Annotated in this window: 16 protein-coding genes, 2 rRNA genes and 1 other annotated feature; all 18 genes read left to right on the forward strand. The window is 41.5% G+C overall.

All coding sequences use genetic code 11. From position 1 onward, the window contains the following. Window positions 1–100: ribosomal RNA gene (locus LC033_RS07255) — 23S ribosomal RNA — on the forward strand; the annotation flags it as partial. A 61-nt stretch (window positions 101–161) separates the two neighbouring features. Further along, a 5S ribosomal RNA gene (rrf, locus tag LC033_RS07260) occupies window positions 162–277 on the forward strand. Window positions 278–453: 176 nt separating this feature from the next. Continuing rightward, window positions 454–918 (forward strand): CtsR family transcriptional regulator, encoded by a 465-nt coding sequence (locus LC033_RS07265; protein ID WP_226567614.1) that lies wholly within the window; start codon window positions 454–456, stop codon window positions 916–918. Window positions 919–932: 14 nt separating this feature from the next. Continuing rightward, complete coding sequence (gene mcsA, locus LC033_RS07270; RefSeq protein WP_226567615.1) at window positions 933–1,490, forward strand: protein-arginine kinase activator protein McsA; 558 nt, start codon at window positions 933–935, stop codon at window positions 1,488–1,490. A gap of 4 nt (window positions 1,491–1,494) precedes the next feature. Next, on the forward strand, window positions 1,495–2,586 hold the full coding sequence (gene mcsB / locus LC033_RS07275; protein WP_226567616.1) for a protein-arginine kinase McsB: 1,092 nt from the start codon (window positions 1,495–1,497) through the stop codon (window positions 2,584–2,586). After that, entirely contained in the window at window positions 2,583–5,018 is a 2,436-nt protein-coding gene (gene clpC, locus LC033_RS07280; protein WP_226567618.1) for an ATP-dependent protease ATP-binding subunit ClpC, read from the forward strand. The genes mcsB and clpC overlap by 4 nt, the downstream gene beginning before the upstream one ends. Window positions 5,019–5,111: 93 nt before the next feature. Further along, window positions 5,112–6,491 carry a DNA repair protein RadA gene (gene radA / locus LC033_RS07285; protein ID WP_226567620.1) on the forward strand — a complete coding sequence of 460 codons (1,380 nt, stop codon included), beginning with the start codon at window positions 5,112–5,114 and terminating at the stop codon, window positions 6,489–6,491. Window positions 6,492–6,493: 2 nt separating this feature from the next. Then, window positions 6,494–7,573 carry a DNA integrity scanning diadenylate cyclase DisA gene (gene disA, locus LC033_RS07290; RefSeq protein WP_226567622.1) on the forward strand — a complete coding sequence of 360 codons (1,080 nt, stop codon included), beginning with the start codon at window positions 6,494–6,496 and terminating at the stop codon, window positions 7,571–7,573. Between the two features lie 148 nt (window positions 7,574–7,721). Beyond that, window positions 7,722–8,822: a PIN/TRAM domain-containing protein gene (locus tag LC033_RS07295; protein ID WP_226567690.1), complete on the forward strand. Its 1,101-nt coding sequence runs from the start codon at window positions 7,722–7,724 to the stop codon at window positions 8,820–8,822. Between the two features lie 13 nt (window positions 8,823–8,835). Further along, window positions 8,836–9,525, forward strand: a complete 690-nt coding sequence (gene ispD, locus LC033_RS07300) for a 2-C-methyl-D-erythritol 4-phosphate cytidylyltransferase (RefSeq protein ID WP_226567624.1) — start codon at window positions 8,836–8,838, stop codon at window positions 9,523–9,525. A gap of 3 nt (window positions 9,526–9,528) precedes the next feature. Next, window positions 9,529–10,005 (forward strand): 2-C-methyl-D-erythritol 2,4-cyclodiphosphate synthase, encoded by a 477-nt coding sequence (gene ispF / locus LC033_RS07305; protein ID WP_226567626.1) that lies wholly within the window; start codon window positions 9,529–9,531, stop codon window positions 10,003–10,005. Between the two features lie 94 nt (window positions 10,006–10,099). After that, window positions 10,100–11,551, forward strand: a complete 1,452-nt coding sequence (gene gltX, locus LC033_RS07310; RefSeq protein ID WP_226567628.1) for a glutamate--tRNA ligase — start codon at window positions 10,100–10,102, stop codon at window positions 11,549–11,551. Beyond that, window positions 11,552–11,783 (forward strand) — a binding site (T-box leader). 81 nt (window positions 11,784–11,864) lie between these two features. After that, a complete protein-coding gene (cysE, locus tag LC033_RS07315; RefSeq protein ID WP_226567691.1) occupies window positions 11,865–12,518 on the forward strand; it encodes a serine O-acetyltransferase in 654 nt (217 codons plus the stop codon). Continuing rightward, window positions 12,515–13,915, forward strand: coding sequence for a cysteine--tRNA ligase (gene cysS / locus LC033_RS07320; protein WP_226567629.1), 1,401 nt, complete (start codon window positions 12,515–12,517; stop codon window positions 13,913–13,915). Before cysE ends, cysS begins: the two co-directional genes overlap by 4 nt. Window positions 13,916–13,918: 3 nt before the next feature. Next, on the forward strand, window positions 13,919–14,350 hold the full coding sequence (locus LC033_RS07325; protein ID WP_226567631.1) for a Mini-ribonuclease 3: 432 nt from the start codon (window positions 13,919–13,921) through the stop codon (window positions 14,348–14,350). After that, window positions 14,334–15,083, forward strand: coding sequence for a 23S rRNA (guanosine(2251)-2'-O)-methyltransferase RlmB (gene rlmB, locus LC033_RS07330; RefSeq protein WP_226567633.1), 750 nt, complete (start codon window positions 14,334–14,336; stop codon window positions 15,081–15,083). The genes LC033_RS07325 and rlmB overlap by 17 nt, the downstream gene beginning before the upstream one ends. A gap of 2 nt (window positions 15,084–15,085) precedes the next feature. After that, window positions 15,086–15,598, forward strand: a complete 513-nt coding sequence (gene rae1, locus LC033_RS07335) for a ribosome-dependent mRNA decay endonuclease Rae1/YacP (RefSeq protein WP_226567634.1) — start codon at window positions 15,086–15,088, stop codon at window positions 15,596–15,598. A 63-nt stretch (window positions 15,599–15,661) separates the two neighbouring features. After that, the gene (sigH, locus tag LC033_RS07340) at window positions 15,662–16,318 is read left to right on the forward strand and encodes an RNA polymerase sporulation sigma factor SigH (RefSeq protein ID WP_226567636.1); all 657 of its coding nucleotides are present in this window, start codon (window positions 15,662–15,664) and stop codon (window positions 16,316–16,318) included. The last annotated feature ends 63 nt before the right edge of the window (window positions 16,319–16,381 follow it).

Genomic DNA, 16,381 nt, shown 5'->3' on the forward strand with positions numbered 1-16,381 from the left:
GAAGTAAGATCCCTGAAAGATGATCAGGTTGATAGGTCTGAGGTGGAAGCGTGGTGACACGTGGAGCTGACAGATACTAATAGATCGAGGACTTAACCTATATTCTAATGTGAAGCATGGACGTTGTTATCTAGTTTTGAGAGAACATTCTCTCCATCAGGTTTGGTGGCGATAGCGAAGAGGTCACACCCGTTCCCATACCGAACACGGAAGTTAAGCTCTTCAGCGCCGATGGTAGTTGGGGGTTTCCCCCTGTGAGAGTAGGACGCCGCCAAGCTTTATAAGGATCAGTTCCAGACGGAACTGGTCTTTTTTATGTTTTTGGGAGGTTTGACACCAGATAAATGTGGAAATAATATTGTTAGTTGAGCGATTATCTTGAAAAATCGATCGAAAAAATTTATAGTAAGATTAAGGTCAAATATAGTCAAAGTCAATGGAGGAGGAGGCGGAGTGGCACAAAATATTTCTGATATCATCGAGCAGTATTTGAAGGAAGTCTTGGATCAGAATAGTCGAGAAATATTAGAAATTAAACGCAATGAGATTGCAGATAAGTTTCAATGCGTACCTTCACAAATTAACTATGTTATCAATACACGCTTTACAAGCGAAAGAGGTTATATCGTTGAGAGTAAGCGTGGCGGCGGTGGCTATATCCGCATCATTAAAGTCAAAATGAATGATGAAGTCGATTTATTGAACAACATTACTTCCCAAATATATCATCGTTTATCACAGTCCTCATCTGATCATATCATCATGCGTCTTGTTGAAAACAACATTTTATCCGAAAGAGAAGCAAAGATGATGATCAGCGTCATGGACCGCTCTGTTTTGCACATTGATTTACCTGAACGAGATGAACTGCGGGCTCGTATGATGATAGCGATGTTAAATGCTTTGAAATTAAAGTAAAGCGGGTGAAAAGATTGATTTGTCAAGAATGCAATGAGAGACCAGCCACTTTTCACTTTACGAAAGTTATAAATGGAGAAAAACAAGAAATGCACATATGTGAACAATGTGCAAAAGAAAACAGTGATTCATATGCTATGAGTGGCAACCAAGGTTTCTCGATACACAACTTGTTATCAGGCCTATTGAATATTGATCCTAGCTTTCCAACGAGTGCTAACAAAGGATCATCTATTTTTCAAGAAGCGAGAGAAGTGGATCAATGTCCTAAGTGTGGCTTAACCTTTCAGCAATTCAGAAAAACAGGCCGTTTTGGCTGTGCAGAATGCTATCGCACATTTGATCAGTATCTAAACCCTTTATTACGGAAAGTCCATAGTGGAAATACGGTCCATAATGGAAAGGTCCCTAAGCGGATTGCCGGCAGTCTGCATGCCCGCAGGAAGCTTGAGTTAATGCAGCAAGAGCTGAAGCAGCTGATTAAACAGGAAGAGTTTGAAAAAGCAGCGGAAGTTCGAGATCAAATTCGTGCATTAGAGCATGAACAATCTCAGCAAAGGGAGGGAGATTAACGACATGTCGCTCCAGCATTTTATTCAAGACGCTTTAAGTAAATGGATGAAACAAAAAGGACCAGAAAGTGACATTGTTCTAAGCAGTCGTATTCGGCTAGCACGCAATCTAGAGCATGTTCGTTTCCCAACTCAGTTTTCTCAGGAGGAGGCTGAAGCTGTTCTCCAACAATTCGAGCAAAAGTTTGCAAGCCAAGAGGTGAAGGACATTGGAAACTTTGTTTTGATTCGAATGAATGAAACGCAGCCTTTGGCAAAGAGAGTACTTGTTGAAAAGCATTTGATTAGCCCCAACTTAGCAGAATCAAGATTTGGTGGCTGCTTGCTTTCTGAAAATGAAGAAATCAGTGTGATGCTGAATGAAGAAGACCATATTCGTATCCAATGCTTGTTCCCAGGTTTTCAGCTGGCCAATGCACTAAAAGCGGCTAATCAGGTAGATGATTGGATTGAAGAACAAGTGGATTATGCGTTTTCTGAAAAGCGAGGATACTTAACTAGCTGTCCTACCAATGTAGGAACAGGTATTAGGGCTTCGGTCATGATGCATTTACCAGCATTAGCCCTCACAAGACAAATGAATCGTATTATTCCTGCCATTAATCAATTAGGCCTTGTGGTGAGAGGAATTTATGGTGAGGGTAGCGAAGCAATAGGAAACATCTTTCAAATTTCAAATCAAATGACACTGGGTCAATCTGAAGAGAATATTGTAGATGACTTGAATAGTGTGACGGCTCAGCTCATTGAACAAGAGCGATCTGCACGAAAAGCATTATATCAAACATCTAAAATTGAACTTGAGGACAGAGTGTACCGTTCTCTAGGGATTTTGGCCAATTGTCGTATGATTGAATCAAAGGAGACGGCAAAATGTTTGTCAGATGTGCGGCTTGGAATTGATTTAGGTATCATTAAGGAGCTATCAAGTAATATACTGAATGAACTCATGATTTTGACTCAGCCTGGCTTCCTTCAGCAATATTCAGGAGGAGCCTTGGAGCCAAATGAAAGAGATATAAAACGAGCAGCAATTATTAGAGAAAGGCTGCGCTTAGAAATGCATTGGAATGGACAGGAGGATGAAACGATATGATGTTTGGAAGATTTACTGAAAGAGCTCAAAAGGTATTAGCACTTGCACAAGAAGAAGCCATTCGCCTAGGCCATAAAAATATTGGAACAGAGCACATTTTACTTGGTCTTGTTCGTGAAGGTGAGGGCATAGCTGCAAAAGCGTTAGAAGCACTGGGCCTTGTTTCAGATAAAATCCAAAAAGAAGTCGAAAGCTTGATTGGAAGAGGGCAAGAGGTGTCCCAAGCTATTCCTCATTACACGCCTAGAGCGAAGAAGGTCACGGAGCTCTCAATGGATGAAGCGAGAAAGCTAGGTCATTCCTATGTAGGGACTGAACATATTCTTTTAGGTCTTATTCGAGAGGGAGAGGGCGTTGCTGCCCGTGTCTTAAATAACCTGGGAGTGAGCTTAAATAAAGCACGCCAGCAAGTACTACAGCTGCTTGGCAGCAATGAAACTGGTGCATCTGCGGCAGGATCTAATAGCAATGCAAATACACCAACATTAGATAGCTTGGCGAGAGACTTAACAGCTATTGCGAAAGAGGACAGTTTGGACCCTGTCATTGGTCGAAGCAAAGAAATTCAACGTGTCATTGAAGTACTAAGCAGAAGAACAAAGAATAACCCTGTGCTGATTGGTGAGCCTGGTGTTGGTAAAACAGCGATTGCAGAAGGTCTTGCACAACAAATTATTCACAACGAAGTGCCTGAAATCCTGAAAGATAAACGAGTGATGACACTTGATATGGGAACCGTTGTAGCGGGCACGAAATATCGCGGTGAATTCGAGGATCGTTTGAAAAAGGTCATGGACGAAATTCGTCAGGCGGGAAATATCATTCTCTTCATTGATGAGCTTCATACACTGATCGGTGCAGGTGGAGCAGAGGGTGCGATTGATGCGTCTAATATTCTGAAACCATCCTTAGCACGTGGTGAGCTTCAATGTATCGGAGCAACAACGTTAGATGAGTACCGTAAATATATCGAGAAGGATGCTGCGCTTGAACGTCGTTTCCAACCAATTCAAGTTGATCAGCCGTCCGTTGATGAAAGTATTCAAATCTTAAGAGGACTTAGAGATCGTTATGAAGCGCATCACCGTGTGTCCATTACGGATGAAGCCATTGAGGCGGCGGTAAAACTGTCAGACCGCTATATCTCTGATCGTTTCCTTCCAGATAAAGCGATCGATTTAATTGATGAGGCAGGTTCGAAGGTACGCTTACGTTCATTCACTACACCGCCTAACCTAAAGGAATTAGAACAAAAATTGGATGAAGTGCGCAAGGAAAAGGATGCGGCTGTTCAAAGTCAAGAATTTGAAAAAGCAGCTTCCCTTCGTGATACAGAGCAGCGTCTGCGTGAAAAAGTAGAAGTGACAAAGAAATCGTGGAAAGAAAAGCAGGGACAAGAGAATTCAGAGGTATCTGTAGATGATATTGCGATGGTTGTCTCTAGCTGGACCGGAGTGCCTGTTTCAAAAATTGCTCAAACCGAAACAGATAAGCTTCTGAATATGGAACAATTGCTCCACTCTCGCGTCATTGGACAGGATGAAGCGGTTGTCGCTGTAGCGAAAGCAGTGAGACGTGCTCGTGCTGGCCTAAAAGATCCGAAACGTCCGATTGGTTCCTTTATCTTCTTAGGTCCAACAGGAGTTGGTAAGACTGAGCTTGCAAGAGCACTGGCCGAGTCTATTTTCGGTGATGAAGAAGCGATGATCCGTATTGATATGTCTGAATACATGGAAAAACATTCTACTTCAAGACTTGTTGGATCACCTCCAGGTTATGTTGGCTATGATGAAGGTGGTCAGTTGACTGAAAAAGTGAGAAGAAAACCGTATTCTGTCGTGCTTTTAGATGAGATTGAAAAGGCGCATCCTGATGTGTTTAATATCTTACTGCAAGTGTTAGAAGATGGTCGTCTCACTGATTCTAAAGGGCGTACAGTGGACTTTAGAAATACCATTTTGATTATGACTTCTAACGTTGGAGCTAGCGAACTGAAGAGAAATAAATATGTCGGATTTAACGTGCAAGATGAAAGTCAAAATTATAAAGATATGAAAGGCAAAGTCATGGGCGAGTTGAAACGTGCGTTTAGACCGGAATTCATCAACCGTATTGATGAAATCATTGTCTTCCACTCGCTTGAGAAGAATCATCTAAAAGAGATCGTGTCTCTCATGTCTAATCAATTGACAAAACGATTAAAAGAGCAAGATCTTTCCATAGAATTGACGGAAGCAGCAAAAGCGAAGATTGCCGACGAAGGTGTAGACCTTGAGTATGGCGCTCGTCCGTTAAGAAGAGCGATTCAAAAGCACGTTGAGGATCGTCTTTCTGAGGAATTGCTAAAGGGCAATATTGAAAAGGGTCAACAAATCATATTAGATGTTGAAGATGGAGAAATTGTCGTAAAAGCAACGGCAGCCACGAACTAATATAGTAAGAAAAAGGTGTGAGGCATACCAGTGAGTTGTATGCCTCCCTTTACTTATTTTCTGACCAGTATAAGGAGTTGTATTCTTCAATCTATGGCAAAGACAAAATCAAAATATATATGCCAATCGTGCGGTTATGAGTCAGCAAAATGGATGGGGAAATGCCCCGGATGCGGCACATGGAACAGTATGACAGAAGAAGTCGTCCGTAAAGACCCGCCAAATCGTCGAAGTGCTTTTAACCATTCTGTTCAAACTATTCAAAAACCTTCACCTATATCTACAATTGAAACATCAGAAGAACCCCGAATTAAAACGAATTTAGAAGAATTTAACCGAGTATTAGGAAGTGGAATTGTCAGAGGTTCTCTGGTGCTAATTGGCGGAGACCCTGGAATTGGGAAGTCCACACTATTGCTACAAGTATCAGCGCAACTCTCAGACCAAAATCAGAATGTGTTATACATATCTGGTGAGGAGTCCATTAAACAAACGAAGCTAAGAGCAGACCGCCTTGGTATTGAAAGTGCCTCTTTACATGTTTTGGCTGAAACCGATATGGAGTATATCACGTCTGCTATACAAGAGATGAAACCCGCTTTTGTTGTGGTGGATTCGATTCAAACTGTTTATCAAAGCGATATTACGTCAGCTCCTGGATCTGTTTCTCAGGTGAGGGAATGTACAGCGCAGCTGATGAAGATTGCTAAGACAAATGGTATCCCCATTTTTATCGTTGGTCACGTGACCAAAGAAGGCTCAATCGCAGGGCCACGACTTTTAGAGCATATGGTCGACACGGTTCTTTATTTTGAAGGGGAGCGGCATCATACGTTTCGCATCTTACGAGCAGTGAAAAACCGATTTGGTTCAACGAATGAATTAGGGATCTTTGAAATGAGAGAGGAAGGGCTCTCGGAAGTATTAAACCCATCTGAAATCTTCTTAGAAGAGCGATCAGCGGGTGTATCTGGTTCTTGTGTTGTTGCTTCAATGGAAGGAACAAGACCCGTTCTTGTGGAGATACAAGCATTAATTTCGCCAACCAGTTTTGGGAATCCACGGAGAATGGCCACAGGCCTTGATCATAATCGTGTGTCATTGCTAATGGCAGTTTTAGAAAAACGTGTAGGGCTGCTGCTGCAAAACCAAGATGCGTATTTAAAGGTCGCAGGCGGTGTAAAGCTAGATGAACCAGCGATTGACTTGGCCATTGCCGTCAGTATTGCATCAAGCTTTAAAGACGCAGCGCCGCATCAAGCGGATTGCTTTATTGGAGAAGTCGGTCTGACGGGAGAAATCAGAAGAGTATCCAGAATTGAACAGCGTGTGCAGGAAGCTACTAAACTAGGATTTAAGCGAATGTTTATCCCTCAGGCGAATATAGATGGATGGAAAAAGCCGGGAGGGATTGAGTTAGTCGGCGTAGAAAATGTAGCGGAGGCACTTCGTATTTCATTAGGGGGATCATAGAAATGGAAAAAGAGAAAAAAGGAGCGAGAGAAGTCGATCTCTTAGATATCGTACAGTTTGTGGCACCAGGGACACCTCTGCGGGCAGGGATTGAAAACGTCCTGAGAGCTAATACGGGCGGGCTCATTGTTGTTGGTTATAACGACAAAGTCAAAAGTGTGGTAGATGGAGGATTTCACATTAACTCTGCCTTCTCCCCAGCACATTTATATGAATTGGCCAAGATGGATGGGGCCATTATTTTAAGCGATTCTGGTCAAAAAATTTTGTATGCTAATACACAGCTGATGCCAGATGCCACCATTCATTCATCAGAAACAGGCATGAGACACCGAACGGCTGAACGTGTAGCCAAGCAGACAGGCTGCTTAATCATTGCCATTTCTGAACGGAGAAACGTCATTACCTTATACCAAGGGAATCGTCGTTATACGTTGAAAGATATCGGTTTTATTTTAACGAAGGCCAATCAAGCAATACAAACACTTGAGAAATATAAAACCATTTTAGATCATGCCATTTCTGCGTTAAGCGCCCTAGAATTTGAAGAGCTTGTCACCTTTGGTGATGTACTATCCGTGCTGCATCGCTATGAAATGGTGCTCAGAATCAAAAATGAAATCAATATGTATATCAAAGAGCTTGGAACAGAAGGACACTTGATTCGTCTTCAAGTCAATGAGCTGATTACAGATATGGAGCAGGAAGCGGCTTTATTTATTAAAGATTACGTGAAAGAAAAGATCAAAGATCCATATGTTTTGCTTAAACAGCTCCAAGATATGTCTAGCTTTGAACTTTTAGATGATTCCATTTTGTACAAGTTACTTGGATATCCAGTTTCTACAAATATTGACGATTATGTTTACACAAGAGGGTACAGATTACTTCACAAAATCCCTAGACTGCCTATGCCAATTGTCGAAAATGTGGTCGAAGCGTTTGGTGTGTTAGATCAAATTCTGGAAGCGGATGTACAACAATTGGATGAAGTAGAAGGAATTGGGGAAGTAAGAGCGAAAAAGATAAAAAAAGGATTAAAAAGGTTGCAAGAAAAACATTATATCGACCGTCAGCTATAAAAAGAGAAAATTTTCTCAATTCACGGTTAAAAATGGATGAATATGGGTATATTAATGATGCTTTTTGTTTTCTGTAATAGGAAACTTAAACATATATCAATGTCAGGTGAAGGTGGATTGACACATGAAAAATAAAGGAGGTGAAGGTATGTTAAAAAGAATCGTTCAGGCGTTTTTTATCATTTTGGGTGCAGTTGTGGGGATTTTTATCTTCCCAGAGTTATTTCTACTGTTAAATGTAAAGGACATACCTTTCATAACAAATGCTTACTTTTCAGCATTAATAGGAGCCGCTATGTTTTTTATCATCGGCAAATGGTGCACAGGCTATGTTGTTAATTGGGTGAAATGGATCGAGGATTCTCTATTGAAGGCGCCTCTTCCTGATCTTATATCTGGAAGTTTCGGTTTAGTATTTGGACTTATTCTAGCATATCTTATTGTAAACGTGATCCCGTTAAAAAATATCCCATATCCTATTTTTGGTACCATTATTCCGATTTTCCTGGCTTTCTTTTTAGGATACCTTGGATTTCAAGTAGGGTTTAAGAAGAAAGATGAAATGATGGGGCTTTTCTCTCGGTCTGCAAAGGTCAGCAAGAAAAAAGGAGCAGCTGATGATGAACCTGAAATAGAAGATAAAAAGCTGAAAATTTTAGACACAAGTGTTATCATTGATGGAAGAATCGCAGATATTTGTCAAACTGGATTCTTAGAAGGAGTCATGGTCATTCCTCAATTTGTGCTTGAAGAATTGCAGCATATTGCAGACTCTTCTGATGTATTAAAGAGAAATAGAGGCCGAAGAGGTCTTGATATTTTAAATCGTATCCAAAAAGAATTGGATATTAAAGTTGAAATTTACGAAGGTGACTTCGAAGACATTCAAGAGGTTGACAGCAAGCTTGTGAAGCTCGCTAAGTTAACTTCAGGTGTTGTTGTGACAAATGATTTTAATTTAAATAAAGTATGCGAACTTCAAAAAGTAGCAGTGTTAAACATTAATGATCTAGCCAATGCGGTCAAGCCGGTTGTATTGCCTGGGGAAGAAATGAAGGTACAGGTCATTAAAGATGGAAAAGAGCATAACCAAGGTGTTGCCTACTTAGATGACGGTACGATGATTGTGGTCGAGGAAGGACGCAATTACATTGGAAAAGACATTGATGTGCTCGTCACAAGTGTGCTACAGACTGCTGCTGGAAGAATGATTTTTGCGAAGCCAAAACTTCTGGAGAAGGCGCTCTAAAGGGAGAACGAACATGTATTATGAAGTAGTTATTCCGGCTGCGGGGCAGGGGAAGCGAATGAAGGCCGGCCGCAATAAGCTTTTTATTGAATTGAAAAGAATGCCCGTCATCATTCACACACTGAAGGTGTTTGACACCCATTCACAATGCAAACGCATGATCTTAGCAATTAATGAAGAGGAGCTTCGTGACTTTGAAAGGCTACTAAAGGTACACGCTTTTCAAACGCCTGTTTCACTGGTCACTGGTGGTAAAGAACGCCAGCAAAGTGTATACGAAGGGTTAAAGGCTGTGAAAGATGCGGACATCGTGCTTGTGCATGATGGAGCAAGGCCTTTTATTAAGCATACACAGATTGACTTGCTCGTTAAAGCAGCGATTGAAAAAGGCTCTGCAGTCGTAGCGGTACCAGTGAAAGATACAATCAAACGCGTTCAACAAGGCAAAGTGGAGCAAACCATTGAACGTCAGAGCTTGTGGGCAGTCCAGACCCCACAAGCTTTTCGTCATTCTATTTTAAAAGAGGCGCATGAATACGCGGAGCGGACAGGCTTCCTTGGAACAGATGACGCCAGCCTTGTAGAACAATTACACGGTGAGAGTGTGTATATTGTCCAAGGAGACTATACCAATATTAAACTGACAACACCGGATGATTTATTGGTTGCCAAGGCAATTATGGATGCGGAAAGAGGGTACTAGATCATGTTTAGAATAGGACAAGGCTTTGATGTACATCAATTAACAGAGGGAAGGCCTCTTATTATCGGTGGGGTGACCATTCCCTATGAAAAAGGACTGCTTGGGCATTCAGACGCTGACGTACTGCTTCACACAGTGGCGGATGCCTGTTTAGGTGCGATTGGTGAAGGGGATATCGGCAGACATTTCCCAGACACTGATCCCGAGTTTAAGGATGCAGATTCTTTTAAATTACTTCAGCATGTATGGGCTCTTGTGAAAGACAAAGGCTATACACTTGTGAATATCGATTGCACCATCATGGCGCAAAAGCCAAAGATGGCACCATACATTCAACCAATGTGTGAGAAAATCGCAGAAGCACTTGAGACAGATGTCACACAGGTGAATGTCAAAGCAACAACGACAGAGAAACTCGGATTTACAGGCAGAGGCGAAGGAATTGCTTCTCAGGCAACAGTACTTCTTCAGAAAAAGTAAAATCCATTTTGATGAGAATGGTATTTGATGATAAAATACGTTTATAAAAGAATGTTGTCAGGCAACATGATGCAGATGAAAGGAAGTTAAACTCATGGGAAATGAAGTGCGTGTTCGTTATGCACCGAGTCCAACTGGTCATTTACATATTGGTAATGCTAGAACGGCTCTTTTCAACTATTTGTTCGCACGCAGCCAAGGCGGCAAATTTATTATTCGAATCGAAGATACGGATCAAAAGCGTAATGTAGAAGGCGGAGAAGAAAGCCAGCTTCGTCATTTGCAGTGGCTCGGTATTGATTGGGATGAAAGCATTGATAAAGATGGCGGCTATGGTCCTTACAGACAATCAGAGCGTAATGATATTTACAAAAAATATTATGATGAGCTGATAGAGAAGGAGATGGCGTATAAGTGCTATTGTACGGCTGAAGAACTAGAAGAAGAGCGTGAAGCGCAAATTGCCCGCAGTGAAATGCCTCGATATTCTGGTAAATGCAGTCATTTATCAAAAGAAGAAGAGGACAAGCTCATTGGTGAAGGAAGAGAGCCAAGCATTCGCTTCCGTGTTCCAAAAGGAGAACTCATCAAATTTGATGACATGGTCAAAGGTGATATTTCGTTTGAAACAGACGGAATTGGTGACTTTGTCATTGTGAAGAAAGATGGCACGCCAACTTATAATTTCGCTGTAGCAGTGGATGATCATTTGATGAAAATGACTCACATTCTTCGCGGAGAGGATCACATTTCGAATACACCTAAACAAATCATGGTCTTCAATGCATTTGGCTGGGATGTGCCGCTGTTCGGACATATGACGTTGATTGTAAACGAGAACCGCAAGAAATTAAGTAAGCGTGATGAATCGATTATTCAATTCATCGAGCAGTATAAAAACTTGGGCTATTTACCAGAAGCTTTGTTTAACTTCATTGCACTACTTGGATGGTCTCCAGTTGGCGAAGAGGAACTATTTACAAAAGAGCAATTCATTGATATTTTCGATGTCAACCGACTTTCTAAGTCACCAGCTCTATTCGATATGCATAAACTAAAATGGGTGAATAACCAATACGTGAAAGCACTTGATCTTGATCAGGTCGTTGCCTTAACACTTCCACATCTTCAAAAGGCAGGCAAGGTAACCGAGCAGCTGACAGAAGAAGAAAACACGTGGGTACGCAAACTCATTTCTCTATATCACGAACAATTGAACTTCGGAGCAGAAATTGTTGAGTTAACAGAGTTGTTCTTTAAGGAGCAAATTGAGTATAATCAAAAGGCAAGGGAAGTTCTAGCAGAAGAGCAAGTACCAGAAGTCATGGCCTCTTTTGCGGGACAGCTTGAACGTCTTGAATCTTTCACACCTGATGAAATCAAGGCTGCCATTAAAGCGGTACAAAAAGAAACAGGGCATAAAGGCAAGAAACTATTCATGCCAATTCGTGTGGCTGTTACAGGACAAATGCATGGCCCAGAACTTCCGCAAAGCATTGAACTACTAGGTAAAGAAACGGTATTAAACCGTATTAAACAAATATAAGGAAAATCGTTGCGAGGGAGAAGTACAATGTTTTCGTCCATCACAGAAAGAGTCTTCACCGGCTGAAAGAGACTTATGGGCAGACGTTGGAAATGCACCCTCAAGACCCTTGAGGAACACGTACGTTAGTATGCAAGGGCGGTACCCTCCGTTATGGGATGAAGTTGAGAAAGCTTGCAAGATCAGGGGCTTTCTAAACAGAGTGGAACCGCGTTTTCAAAACGTCTCTGTCTTATGGCAGAGGCGTTTTTTATTTGTCCAAAAAAGAGAGCAAGTCATAAGAGAGATTGATGGGGGAGAACGGGGGGAGTATGTGTTTTTCAAAATGCTGAAAGAAGATATTGATACTGTGTTTGATCAAGATCCTGCTGCTAGAAGCTATATTGAAGTAGTGCTAACCTATTCAGGGCTTCATGCAATTTGGGCTCATCGTATCGCGCATGCATTCTATAAGCGTAAGTTATATTTTCTTGCACGGATTACTTCTCAGGTCAGCCGGTTTTTCACAGGGGTTGAAATTCACCCAGCGGCAACCATTGGCAGACGATTCTTCATTGATCACGGCATGGGCGTTGTGATTGGGGAAACATGTGAAATTGGAGACAACGTGACCGTTTTCCAAGGCGTGACATTAGGGGGAACAGGGAAAGAAAAGGGAAAGCGGCATCCGACCATTTTAGACGATGCCCTCATTGCGACTGGTGCTAAGGTGCTCGGTTCCATTACAGTTGGAAAAGGGTCCAAGATTGGTGCAGGCTCTGTTGTGTTAAAAGATGTACCAGACCATTCCACCGTTGTAGGTATACCTGGGCGAGTCGTCGTTCAAAATGGAAAGAAAATCAATCGTGATCTCAATCATCAAGATTTGCCAGATCCAGTTTCCGATCGTTTTAAAGAATTGGAACGAGAAATGGAAAAGCTAAAACGTGAGCTGGCTTCATTGAGCAGAAAGGAAGAACAATCATGACAATCAATATTTATAATACATTGACACGTAAGAAGGAAGAATTTGTCCCACTTGATCCAGGAAAGGTCAAGATGTATGTGTGCGGACCAACCGTTTATAACTACATTCATATCGGGAATGCCAGACCGCCGATTGTATATGACACCGTACGTAAGTATTTAGAATACAGCGGTTATGATGTGAACTTTGTATCAAACTTTACTGATGTGGATGATAAACTCATCAAAGCAGCCAATGAGTTAGGAGAAGATGTCCCGACGATTGCTGATCGATTTATCCAAGCTTACTTTGAAGACGTCAGTGCACTAGGTTGCAAAAAAGCAGATCTTCACCCGCGAGTGACAGAAAATATGGATGATATCATTGCGTTTATTGCCGCATTGATTGAAAAAGGCTATGCCTATGAAGCGGAAGGTGACGTGTATTACAGTACACGTTCTTTTGAGGGCTACGGTAAGCTTTCTCACCAATCAATTGATGAACTGAAGACAGGTGCCCGTATTCGCGTTGGTGAAAAGAAAAGAGATGCATTGGACTTTGCTTTATGGAAGGCTGCAAAGGATCAGGAGATTTCATGGGATAGCCCATGGGGAGAAGGGCGTCCAGGCTGGCACATCGAGTGCTCGGCTATGGTCAAAAAATATTTAGGTGATACGATCGACATTCATGCGGGCGGACAGGATTTAACGTTCCCTCACCATGAGAATGAAATCGCCCAATCCGAGGCTTTGACAGGAAAGCCTTTTGCGAAGTATTGGATGCATAATGGGTATATTAATATTGAGAATGAAAAAATGTCAAAATCACTGGGCAACTTTGTACTAGTGCATGACATTATTAAAGAACAAGATCCAGATGTGCTTCGATTCTTTATGTTATCTGTTCACTATCGTCACCCAATCAATTACTCAATTGATTTATTGGAAAGTACAAAGAGTGCTTTTAACAGACTCAAAACATCGTATGCCAATTTACATCATCGCCTTGAGAGCAGTACCAATTTGACAGATGATTGTGCCGAATGGCTGGCGAAGATTGAAGAGCAGCGCGCGACATTTATTTCTGAAATGAATGATGACTTCAATACTGCGAATGCTATCTCTGTTTTATTTGAACTAGCGAAGCAGGCGAATTACTATATGGAAAATGATCATACTTCTGAGGAAGTGATCAAGGCATTTATTGGCTTGTTCCAAGAAATCACATCTGTTCTTGGCTTCTCATTAGAAGAAAAGCATACACTTGACGAAGAGGTAGAAGCGTTAATCGACAAAAGAAATGAAGCTAGAAGAAATCGTGATTTCGCACTGTCAGATCAAATTCGTGAACAGTTAAAGAGCATGAATATTGTATTGGAGGACACTCCTCAAGGTACTCGCTGGAAAAGAGGAGAATAGGTCATGTTAAATTTTGAAAAGTTTAAAGACGGAAAACAGTTAAACGGACTTGCGCTTGCTTATATGGGTGATGCCATTTTTGAAGTATATGTGAGGCATCACCTCCTCCAAACTGGGGCGACAAAACCAAATGAGCTGCATAAACGAGCAAGTAAGATTGTTTCCGCTAAATCTCAGGCCGCTATTTTATTTGAGCTTCAGCAGCAGAGCTTTTTCACTGAAGCGGAAGAAGCGGTGCTGAAAAGAGGAAGAAATGCAAAATCAGGCACAGTGCCTAAAAACACAGACGTTCAAACGTATCGTTATAGTACGGCGCTTGAAGCGCTCATGGGTTATTTATTTATTGAAAAGCAGGACGAACGCTTAGAAGAGCTGATTAGTCAGGTGATTGAAATCGGAACGTCAGGGAGGAAGATAAATGAGTCAGCAACATGATTATGTGATTGGGAAAAATTCAGTGATTGAGACACTGAAGTCAGATCGAGAGTTATACAAGCTCTGGATGGCAGAAAACACTGTAAAAGGACAAGCCCAGCATGTCATTGAACTCGCAAAAAAGCAAAATATCACCATTCAGTATGTTCCTAGGAAAAAGCTTGATCAAATGGTATCAGGACAGCATCAGGGAATCGTTGCACAAGTAGCGGCATATGAATATGCAGAATTGGACGATCTGTATCAAATTGCTGAAAAGCGGAATGAACAGCCTTTTTTCCTTATTTTAGATGAAATAGAAGATCCGCATAATTTAGGGTCCATTATGCGTACAGCAGACGCTGTTGGTGCACATGGGATCGTTATTCCGAAACGACGAGCGGTAGGTTTGACGACAACCGTTGCTAAGGCATCTACTGGGGCAATTGAGCATATCCCTGTGGCAAAAGTGACCAATCTTTCAAGAGCCCTTGATGAGATGAAAGAAAGAGGGATCTGGGTCGCAGGAACAGATGCGTCTGCTAAGCAGGACTACAGACAATTTGATGGAACAATGCCTCTAGCTCTTGTGATCGGCAGTGAAGGAAAAGGAATCAGTCGATTGATCAAGGAAAAATGTGATTTTCTGATAAAATTGCCAATGGCCGGGAAGGTGACTTCATTAAATGCATCAGTTGCCGCTAGTCTATTGATGTATGAAGTTTATCGAAAACGTTATCCGTTAGGAGGATAGAGATGGACATCCTCTTAGTCGATGGATACAACATGATAGGTGCATGGCCTCGTTTGCAGCACTTAAAGGAAAACAGCTTTGAAGAAGCCAGAGACGTGCTGATTCAACATTTAGCAGAATATCAAGCATACACAGGGTATCGAGTCATTGTCATATTCGATGCCCATATGGTTAAAGGAATCGAGAAAAAGCGGACAAACCACCGAGTAGAGGTCATCTTCACGAGAGAGAATGAAACAGCTGATGAGCGGATTGAAAAGCTAGCACAAGATTTGAATAATATTCGGACGCAGATTCATGTGGCGACCTCTGATTATACGGAACAATGGGCGATATTTGGACAAGGGGCACTTCGTAAATCGGCTCGAGAGCTTTTAAGAGAAATTGAAGTGATTGAACGAAAGATTGAAGCACGGGTCAAAAAGATTACATCTGATAAGCCGGCTTCCAAAATTGAATTGTCAGAAGATGTATTGAAAACGTTTGAAAAATGGCGGCGGGGGAACTTGGAATAGCTTGACGATATTTCAACCATTAATGTATAATATTTCTATCTAGGTGCGGTCGGGGGGATCGAAGTGAATCTAAACAACAGCAAGGGTAAGTCCATCAGAGAGCAATTTTACCAGTTGGAAGATGAACAAGTCATTGAAAGGGTTCATGTCGGAGATAGTGATGCGCTAGATTATTTAATAACGAAATACCGCAATTTTGTTCGTGCGAAAGCAAGATCTTATTTCTTGATTGGAGCGGATCGAGAGGACATTGTCCAAGAGGGAATGATCGGACTTTATAAGTCTATCCGCGATTTTAGAGAGGACAAGCTTACTTCATTTAAGGCTTTTGCAGAATTATGTATTACCCGCCAAATTATCACCGCAATTAAAACAGCTACTCGCCAAAAACATATCCCGTTAAATTCCTATGTATCATTAGACAAGCCGATATACGATGAAGAATCGGACAGAACATTATTGGACATCATTTCCGGTGCTAAAGCGCTTAATCCAGAAGATTTAATCATTAGCAAAGAAGAATTTGATGATATTGAAATGAAAATGGGTGAATTATTAAGCGAGCTGGAAAGAAAGGTACTTGTGCTTTATCTTGATGGTAGATCCTACCAGGAAATTTCTGAAGACTTGAACCGTCATGTGAAATCAATTGATAATGCACTCCAAAGAGTAAAGAGAAAATTAGAGAAATATTTAGAGCTTCGCGAGATCAGTCTCTAGTCAAACCTATATTGACAGCTTTTTCGACACTGTGATAAGGTACTAAGGAAATGATGTCGAGAA

This window comes from Bacillus stratosphericus (genome assembly GCF_020524495.1).
GTDB classification, from domain to species: Bacteria; Bacillota; Bacilli; order Bacillales; family Bacillaceae; genus Bacillus; species Bacillus stratosphericus_B.

What these genes read in the sequence shown, in the direction of transcription:
- mcsB (WP_226567616.1), top strand. Translation starts at nt 1,495, where the DNA reads ATGTCGCTCCAGCATTTTATTCAAGACGCTTTAAGTAAATGGATGAAA.
- clpC (WP_226567618.1), top strand. Translation starts at nt 2,583, where the DNA reads ATGATGTTTGGAAGATTTACTGAAAGAGCTCAAAAGGTATTAGCACTT.
- radA (WP_226567620.1), top strand. Translation starts at nt 5,112, where the DNA reads ATGGCAAAGACAAAATCAAAATATATATGCCAATCGTGCGGTTATGAG.
- disA (WP_226567622.1), top strand. Translation starts at nt 6,494, where the DNA reads ATGGAAAAAGAGAAAAAAGGAGCGAGAGAAGTCGATCTCTTAGATATC.
- LC033_RS07295 (WP_226567690.1), top strand. Translation starts at nt 7,722, where the DNA reads ATGTTAAAAAGAATCGTTCAGGCGTTTTTTATCATTTTGGGTGCAGTT.
- ispD (WP_226567624.1), top strand. Translation starts at nt 8,836, where the DNA reads ATGTATTATGAAGTAGTTATTCCGGCTGCGGGGCAGGGGAAGCGAATG.
- ispF (WP_226567626.1), top strand. Translation starts at nt 9,529, where the DNA reads ATGTTTAGAATAGGACAAGGCTTTGATGTACATCAATTAACAGAGGGA.
- gltX (WP_226567628.1), top strand. Translation starts at nt 10,100, where the DNA reads ATGGGAAATGAAGTGCGTGTTCGTTATGCACCGAGTCCAACTGGTCAT.
- cysS (WP_226567629.1), top strand. Translation starts at nt 12,515, where the DNA reads ATGACAATCAATATTTATAATACATTGACACGTAAGAAGGAAGAATTT.
- LC033_RS07325 (WP_226567631.1), top strand. Translation starts at nt 13,919, where the DNA reads ATGTTAAATTTTGAAAAGTTTAAAGACGGAAAACAGTTAAACGGACTT.
- rlmB (WP_226567633.1), top strand. Translation starts at nt 14,334, where the DNA reads ATGAGTCAGCAACATGATTATGTGATTGGGAAAAATTCAGTGATTGAG.
- rae1 (WP_226567634.1), top strand. Translation starts at nt 15,086, where the DNA reads ATGGACATCCTCTTAGTCGATGGATACAACATGATAGGTGCATGGCCT.